A 7838-nucleotide genomic window follows, 5' to 3' on the forward strand; every position below is an offset into this window, starting at 1 on the left:
CGACGAACGCGGCGCCCAGGCGGGATCATTCCGTTAGAGGGGGCGCCATTATCCCGGAATCCCCGGGCGCCATTATCCCGTTAAAGACGGGCGCCTTCGTCGGAATCGCCAACTGGGCCCGCGCCGGCAGCGGCGCCGTCTCGACGAGGGGCCCGCCGGTTTCAATCGCCGCCGCGTTGTTCTCCTCGATCCGCTCGAAAAGCTTCTTTGAGACGTGCCATGAGGCCGCGTCCCATGAAAGATAGAGCTTGCGCTGGTCGCGGTAGCGGTCGAGGAGGAGATTCATCATGCGGATCATCTCCGTCGTGTTCTTCTTCAGGCTGTAGAAGTGGGTGACCTGGTTCCCCGAAAGCTCCAATGCGGCGGTCAGGATCAGGCATCCCTTGGACTTCTGCCACTGCGCCACCTGCGGCATTTCCCCGGGCGCCGCGAGGACGCGGCCCGCCTTCGCCTTGACAGCAAACGGGCCGAATTCGTCTATGGAGAAGAACGCCTCGTCGGCGCCGAGGCCGGACAGGATCGAACGGATACGGGCCAGCTTCTCGGCGTATTCGGGGTCGTTGGAGGTGAGGACGACGCGCGCCTTGCGCCACCGATAACCCGCCGCCTTGATGATCGATCGGACGACCTCCGTGCACGCGGGCGCGCCCTCCTTCGCCAGAACCTCGCGAAGATGGGCCATGGTCCACGACGTGCGGTTTATTCCATGATCGCTTGGCGGCTCATGCAGGATGCGAAAGATCGTGGCCTTGAGATCGCTGTCATCGGTTTTCGCGTTCGAGCGTCTCTTCGTGGAAAACAGGGCGTCGGCGCCTTCCGATTCGTATGTTGTCCTGGCGGCCCGAACGGTGTGGCGGTTGATCTTCAGCGCGGATGCGATCGTCCGATCGCTCACCCCGTGGAAATGGGCGAGAACGGCCATCGCGCGATGCCTGTGTTTCGATTGGCCCTCATGAAGGTGCTCGATCAGAACCTGGAAGTCGGGGATGTCCCCGAATTCCACGCGGAGCAGCTCGGTGGGGAGTTCCTTCCGAAGAACCTGGCCAATCCAGTCAATTCCGGTAGTTATATTGGATTTTCGTGCGTTCACTTGCGCTTGCGTTTCCATTAATTCGACGGCTTCGCGGAAGAATTTTTGAACGCGGAATGGGGACAGAAGGGGGGCTTTTGCGGTCGAAAGCGTCCGCATGAATCGAATTGCGTCGGGCTTTTTGAGCAACAGGATCATCTCGTAAATGTCGTCCCAAACCCCGACGCCGGGATTGCGACCGGGACCGAAGTGCTTGCCGACGTAACCCTTCACGGCGCTGTAGCTGCCCGCAAAACCTTCATCATGCTTCAACGTCCGGTATATGGCCGCGACTGACGACCGGGGTTCCGTCGCCGCGGATCTGTTCGCGGCGATGAGGCGATCTATCGTCTCAATGTGTTGTCCGAGCTTGGGGTATTGCGGCGATCGAGCAGAGAATGGCGGCGGTAGAGTATGAAGGAGCATTTTTCGGATCGTGCCCCGATTAATGCCGGTCTCGCGCGCGATCTGCCGTCTGGAAACGCCCTCCTCGAGGACCTTTCGCCTGACCATCGTCCACTGCGCGATGTCGCGATACATGGCGTGCCTCCCCCGTCCGCTGCGTTGTCGAGCCCGACGCCGCTGTGGCGATCCGTGCGCACCCGAACTTTTTACCGGGCCCCAAATCACGCCGCGACGGCCATCCCTCGCGCGGGTCTGAATCCTCTGGCGGGCCGGATAGGGGCACGACGACGCGAGAAGCCATGGGCGCGGACGCCGCCGCTTTCACACCTTGAGTTTGGACGGGCTTTTCCGCCGTCCCTGCAACCTGAAGATCGCCAGCGCGTACTCCGTGCCCTCATGCATCACGAACTCGACCGAGGCCCTTTTCCTCAGGTGTTCAGAGTTCCCACGCCGATCGAAGAGGTCCAGAATCAGCAGTGCCGAAAAGGTCACGCTCGATAGCTGATAGGCGGTCAATTGCCCGCCGAAGCGAACAGCCGCGCGGTCGTTGCCCTCGTTCGCGAAGGTGCGCTTGCATTCGCACACGATAGTGGTCCGCCCATGCAGGAACTGCACGTCGGCCCTCCCTCCGCCCACGTCTTGGGGCTCCTTGACACACACACGGGCAAGGTCGGAGAGCCTAAGCGCGTTCATATAGTCGGCGTGCAGCGCGCTCTCCTTCGGCCCCGCGTCGGTGCGGTCGAACAGATACCGGTTGGCGGGGTCCTCTTGCGCGTTGTCTCTGTTTACGACGAACCGCAACGTGACCCGCAATATCGTCGCAAACAGCGCTGCGGCCTCGCCGTAGGTCTCGAAATCCTGATTTCTTCTCATCCTGAGGAGCATGTCTTCCAAGATCGAGTTCGCGATCGGATCGGACGTGGCGGCGGAGAAGATGCGGTCCGCCTCGGCCATCAGCGCCCGAACGGCGGCCTTGTCCGACTCGCCGACCGCCTCGCTGGTCTCGATCGCGACGAGTGGTGAGGCCCCGCCCGTCGCGTCAGGAGGGCTTCGGTTTGCGAGTTCCTCCAGCCGGGATTCTATCCCCCTCCGCAATCGCCGCGCTTCGTCGCCCCAGCGATCGCAGCTCTTGGTCTCGAGCCACTGGTCGAGCAGCGACAGCTTCGTCTTCTCGACGACGAAGTGCATCTCTATCCGGGGCGAGATGGTCGCCTCGAACCCTCCCGCTGAGGTCCGTCGGAAGAGCGTCCGACTTGCCGACAGGAGAAGGAACAGTTCGTTTTCGATGACCATGATCGGACGGAGCCAAGCGTCGCGAGCCATATTGTCGGCGAGGCTGGAAAGCGTCAGCCCCACCGTCGCCCAATGCGAGGCTTCGACCGCACCCTGCCCGATCCATGAACGATCGGTCGGGCGTCCGTCGGGTGGCGAGATCAACGAGATCTGGTGGAACAGGGACTCGCGCAGGCTCGGCAGATGTTGGCGGATGCTTGACGGCGGCTCGCCGGTGGCGAAGCTCAACAGGATCCCGATCACCGAGATGAAGAGTCGCGCGTCGGGGCGGACGGCGCGAGCATCCGCCGACCTCTCGAACCACCCCTTGGCGGACGCGAAGCGGTCGACCGCCCTGTCACTGTCCCTCTCTCCGAGAGCCGCGCCTAGGTCGATGAGTCCGAGCGCGTAGGCGGCCTCGTCCGTCGCCTCCGGGATGTCGGCAAGGGACCGCAGCAGGCCGAGAAATTCGGCATCCGGTTTGTGGGCCGCGACAAGGCCGATCACCGCCGCCGCGTGCCGCAGGAACTGCGGGTCGTCGTGTGGATCCAAGTCGAGCAGGTCCGCTTCAAGGCGGCGAAGAAACGACGGCTTGAATTGCGCCAGATACAGCGCCCCCCGCAGGGCTGCGGCGCGAGCACCATAATGTTTGTCCCGATCGTGGACGAGCTTTCTCAGGGTCTCGAAGAATGCCGGTATCAGGGACTGAGGAGGGTCGATGGCGCACAGCGCGCCCACCGTCTCCTGGGCTGCCGCGACATCGCTCAGCCCCGCGAGCAGTTCAGACAGGATGCCGATGGCGCCGGGAAAATCATCGACGCGGTCGCAGAGCACATTGAACAGGTCCGCCGCATATGGGCCATCCCCGAGCTGGCCGAGCACGGCTTGCCAGTCGATTGCGCCGTCGAGATCGACACCCGCATTCGCGTCGCATCGGACGGCGTCGACGAACCGCTGCGTGGCGTCTTGCGAGTTCACCGCCGCTCCGATCAGAACAGATAGTCATCGCCGCGAGCATACCGCATCCGCTGGCAACGAACTGCATCTTTGATTTGCTGGCGCATCAGGGCGCCCACGATGACTTGGACGTCGGGCTGATCAGCCAATACCGTCTGTAGGCTCGCCAACACCGCCCCAAAGTCGTCGCCAGACATCTCTTCGGCTGCCGGCGAGTCGAGAACGATCAAGCCGGGATGGCGCCCGGCTCCCGACCACTTCGCGGTCTCGACCGCCGCCAAGGCTGCGGCAATGCGGAAGCGCAATCTTTCTCCCGGGTTGAGACCGGAGAACGTGAGTTCGGCGTTTTCCTGGACGATATCGATTCTGTTGGCTTTTACGTGGACGCTTTTGAGGTTCTTGGCGCCGACGCTGGAGGCGATCTCGCGGAGCTTCTCCGAAAAGTGATTGAGAATCGTCTGCTGCGTGCCGTCGAAGCAGTCGCGGGTCACTTCTTGGGCCGCCTTCAGGACGCGCGCGTCCGTGCTCGCCACCTTCTTCGATTCGGGCGGCAAGGCCCGCTCCAGCGCCTCGATACCGCCCGTCAACGCCGCGATCCGGCCCTCGATCTCCGCGCTCTTGTGAGCCTCGACCAATTCGGCCCCGGCCCGGCCTATCCTGCCCTCGAGTTCCGTTATCTCGCTGTCGACGCCTCTCAGAAGCGCTTGGCTTCGGCGAATTTCCGCATCCAAGCTGTCCTTGGCCTTTTTCGCCTCGGTCTCCTCGGAGCGAAGCGCGTCGATCCTTGCGCTCATTTCCTCGGACTCGGGCTTTTCCTTCTCTCCGCAGAGAGGACAGCTCCCATGGTCGTGCTCTTCTGCGTGAACTACCGCGTCGCAGCTCGGGCACGTCGTAGGACGCAACCGGCGGAACACATGGCCGGCAGCCAGTTCGTCCTCGATCTGCATCCGCAGGTTCCGGGCAGAGTCATATCCCGACGAGGCCCCTTGGAAATCCTCTTGAAGTTCCGCCAGTAGTTTCAGCGCTGCGGAGCGCTTCTCTCGCGCCGCCACAAGGCGTCGGTCGTCTTCGCGCTGCCGTCGATGAATGTCGCCTCTGCTTGGAAGCGTCGCCAATTCCTCGAGCAGCCCGTCCCGCTCTCTTCTTAGCGCTGCGATCTCGGCGTCTATGCCGCTTCTCGCTTTCGCCGACACGTCGGCGATTCTCGCGCTCTCCGCATCGACCTGCTTGAGGCAGGTGGAGATGGCCGAATAGGTGGAAATCCAAGGAAGGCCTATGAACAGTTGGAGCAGGCGTATGGGAAGACCATCGGCGGTCTCGTCGCCGAAAAGCGCCGGGCCCGACCCCGAGATGAACAGCGCTGATCCCATCGATGGCCAGCCGTGCGATCGCTTCGAGTCGGTCGACGCCTGATACGCTTGGAACTTCTCGAATCCGAGTTCCTGCATGAAGAAGTCGGATATCGCCTGCTCGAACGAGATCGCGTCCTTTGCCGAGATCAACGATGCCCACGCGCCATGCTCGCTTCTTTCGAGACGCGCTTCGAACCCGCTGTCCGGTCCAACCGCCTCGGAACCTGCCGGCTTGGTCGCAATCACGCGGTGTTGAATGTCATCGAGCCTCAAGCCGACCTCCAGTTCGGTCAGCCAACGCCAAACGCCCTTCTTGATCGACCCCGGAAACTTGCCCTTAATGGCGGCCTTGAAGGCATTCAGGATCGAGCTTTTCCCTTTCGAGTTTCTGTCGGAGGCCACGACCCAAAGCCCTGGGCCCAATTCGCCCCATCGGAAGCTGAAGTCGGCTTCCGGCGCCTCGACGCCGTCCTCCAAAATACCGGACTTCCTGCCGGCCAATCTCAGCCCCGTCAGCGTGATGGTCCGTCTACGGGGCATGATCGACTGGGGCTCGATGGCGTGCCGCGTCAGGATCTCGTCGACGGCCTCGACGCCAAGCCCGGCTTTGGTCGCAATTCGCGACTTCCAATCTGCGGTGCTCACCTGTGGCGGGATGGACGCGCGCTTGGTCATGCCGCTTTATCCTTCAGTTCGTTCAGCCGTTTCTTGACGCGGGATTGGATACTCGGAATGAACGTATTGAGCGGAGCGTCCTTGTATTCAGGGAATTCGTATTGTTCGCTTTTCAGCGCATGCCCGCTCTTGAACTGTGCGATCCGCATGACGAGAGCCGCCCTGTCGCGATACCATGCCAGGCTCGGCTGGTCGGCGACGGCCTCGTCGAGGAATTTCTGAGCTTCTTCGAACACATAGAAGTCGTGTTGACGGCCCCCTGTGGCGAGGGGCTTCAGCACAGGGAGCACAAGCCGTCGAGCCGAGAGGACCGCCAAGGCGTCCTCGATGCGATCGAACGCGCCTCGTTTCCATCGCAGCATCTTGACCACGCGTACGCTGGGCTCCTCGTCGTCGAAGATGGCTTCGGCTCGGGCTAGGAGCTCGGGGTCGCGGGAGGCTTCGTATTCGTCGAGAAGGGCGTCGGCCAAGTAATCGGGATAACGCATCCAGAATTCGATCGCGTGCAGCCTCTTCTCTCCCTCGAAAACGCGGATTGCGCCGGTCGTCTCGTCGGGCGGATCGAGTGGGCGAGACCCGCTTTGAAGAATGAACAAGAGACGGAGGGCATCCCTGTATTTGAATCCAGTTTCCATCGACGAACGCCCGGCGGATTGAAGCGGAATGGATGAGACATCGCTAATGTCGCCATAGCCAGCGACCGATTTGATCGGAGGGTCGGCCCCTTCCGCTCGATGACCAAGAGTCGCACGGGTCGAAATTCAGGGCGTCGTCCCGCCGGGCGTTCGCGCGGGTGGAATTCGAGGCGAACATGGGGAGGGCCAAACCCACCCCCCTTATAATTCGGGTCGGTCGCGTCTTGCGGACCGGTCGCGAAACTCCGTAAACCGACTTCGATAGGAGTATATGTATTCGAGAAGAGCATCGGTGAAGTGAAGAACATCCGAGGCGTCTTGTCTAGTCACGTGATGACCGGTCTCATGGGCCGCTTTGTTTCCGGCCAGCCTCAAAGCGTCCGCCCACTCGAATAGAAGGCCGTCGATCACGCCCGAATCTCTCATTGCACGAATGGATTCGGCAAGAGTGCGCTCATTTACACCATGCGAACGGCAAACGCCTTCGACAGCTTTGCGACACATGATTGCCGCGGCAGTGAATGCTCCGGCTTTGAAGCTATCTTTCGCCTCGTCGAGCGCGCGTGATACATCTGACGGCAATCCGGTCTGCACGCGCTCGTTCAACGACGGGAACAGCAGCCGGGGACGAGCCCAAATGTCGCCTTCGACCATATTCCCGATATTTAGTTGGACGACCAGCAGCGGCGATCCGCACTCCTCGCAGCGTGCCAGAGAGATCAACGTGGACGGCCCCGTGCCGTCGGACAGTCGCACATAAGAGCCGACGACCTCGCATTGGACATGGGTGCGGCATTCGACGCATTCCAGGATCAATTCGTCCGCCTCCGATCACTCGCGACGCCTTCTCCGGCTGCGCTCGGCCAGCCAGTCTTTGACAGCTTCTTCCACGATCTCATAGGCGTTGCGCTCGTCGTCCAACGCCGCCTTCTTCAGCTTCTTGATGAGATCCGCGTCCAGATAGGCCAAGAAAGGCTTGCGACCGTCCGTCCTCGACCGATCCGCAGGCTTGGCATCACGTTTCGGCACCTTTGCCATGGAAATCCAGATATCCGACTTTCTACCTTTTTATCGAGCCAAACTCTCACGTTCACGCCGATTCGGCAATCGCAACTTAATCATTATTCATCAATAACTTGAGTTGCACTCCTCTGTGAAATTGTCGGGGAGTTGAGGGTCGTCAAATCGACGCCCACTCGGGCGCCGGGATTGGTGGGATATCGGCGGTGCCCGACAGCATGGGATCTGCAATGCCTCGATGACCTCGTCCAATTGGGACAGGAAGGCGCCGGCCGGCCAATCGACACGACGGGCGAGACGTACGCATGTACAGGCGTACATGGTGTATTCGTGACCTCGATCCTAGTGGCCCGCGTCATTGCTTTTGACGGTTAGTTCTGAATCACTGCGGCTGCGGAACAGCGCTGGAGATGATTCGTGGCCGGGAAAGAGATCGCCGTCAAGAAACACGTG

General features: G+C 61.5%; 6 protein-coding genes. All 6 read right to left on the bottom strand.

The genetic code is table 11. From position 1 onward, the window contains the following. Positions 1–25: 25 nt before the first annotated feature. The 6 genes from FMZ75_RS20470 to FMZ75_RS20495 all read right to left on the bottom strand — a co-directional run bounded on the left by FMZ75_RS20470 (position 26) and on the right by FMZ75_RS20495 (position 7403). Positions 26–1609, bottom strand: coding sequence for an IS630 family transposase (locus FMZ75_RS20470; protein ID WP_166145971.1), 1584 nt, complete (start codon positions 1607–1609; stop codon positions 26–28). A gap of 186 nt (positions 1610–1795) precedes the next feature. Beyond that, entirely contained in the window at positions 1796–3724 is a 1929-nt protein-coding gene (locus FMZ75_RS20475; RefSeq protein ID WP_166145974.1) for a hypothetical protein, read from the bottom strand. An 11-nt stretch (positions 3725–3735) separates the two neighbouring features. Then, a complete protein-coding gene (locus FMZ75_RS20480) occupies positions 3736–5730 on the bottom strand; it encodes a hypothetical protein (protein ID WP_166145977.1) in 1995 nt (664 codons plus the stop codon). Then, a complete protein-coding gene (locus FMZ75_RS20485; protein WP_246729165.1) occupies positions 5727–6326 on the bottom strand; it encodes a hypothetical protein in 600 nt (199 codons plus the stop codon). The genes FMZ75_RS20480 and FMZ75_RS20485 overlap by 4 nt, the downstream gene beginning before the upstream one ends. 240 nt (positions 6327–6566) lie before the next feature. Next, the gene (locus FMZ75_RS20490; protein ID WP_166145983.1) at positions 6567–7181 is read right to left on the bottom strand and encodes a DUF4145 domain-containing protein; all 615 of its coding nucleotides are present in this window, start codon (positions 7179–7181) and stop codon (positions 6567–6569) included. A gap of 15 nt (positions 7182–7196) precedes the next feature. Then, positions 7197–7403, bottom strand: coding sequence for a hypothetical protein (locus tag FMZ75_RS20495; RefSeq protein WP_166145986.1), 207 nt, complete (start codon positions 7401–7403; stop codon positions 7197–7199). Positions 7404–7838: the final 435 nt, after the last annotated feature.

The organism is Methylosinus sp. RM1 (assembly GCF_011378635.1).
Taxonomy (GTDB): domain Bacteria; phylum Pseudomonadota; class Alphaproteobacteria; order Rhizobiales; family Beijerinckiaceae; genus Methylosinus; species Methylosinus sporium.

What these genes read in the sequence shown, in the direction of transcription:
- FMZ75_RS20470 (WP_166145971.1), bottom strand. Translation starts at nt 1,609, where the DNA reads ATGTATCGCGACATCGCGCAGTGGACGATGGTCAGGCGAAAGGTCCTC.
- FMZ75_RS20480 (WP_166145977.1), bottom strand. Translation starts at nt 5,730, where the DNA reads ATGACCAAGCGCGCGTCCATCCCGCCACAGGTGAGCACCGCAGATTGG.
- FMZ75_RS20495 (WP_166145986.1), bottom strand. Translation starts at nt 7,403, where the DNA reads ATGGCAAAGGTGCCGAAACGTGATGCCAAGCCTGCGGATCGGTCGAGG.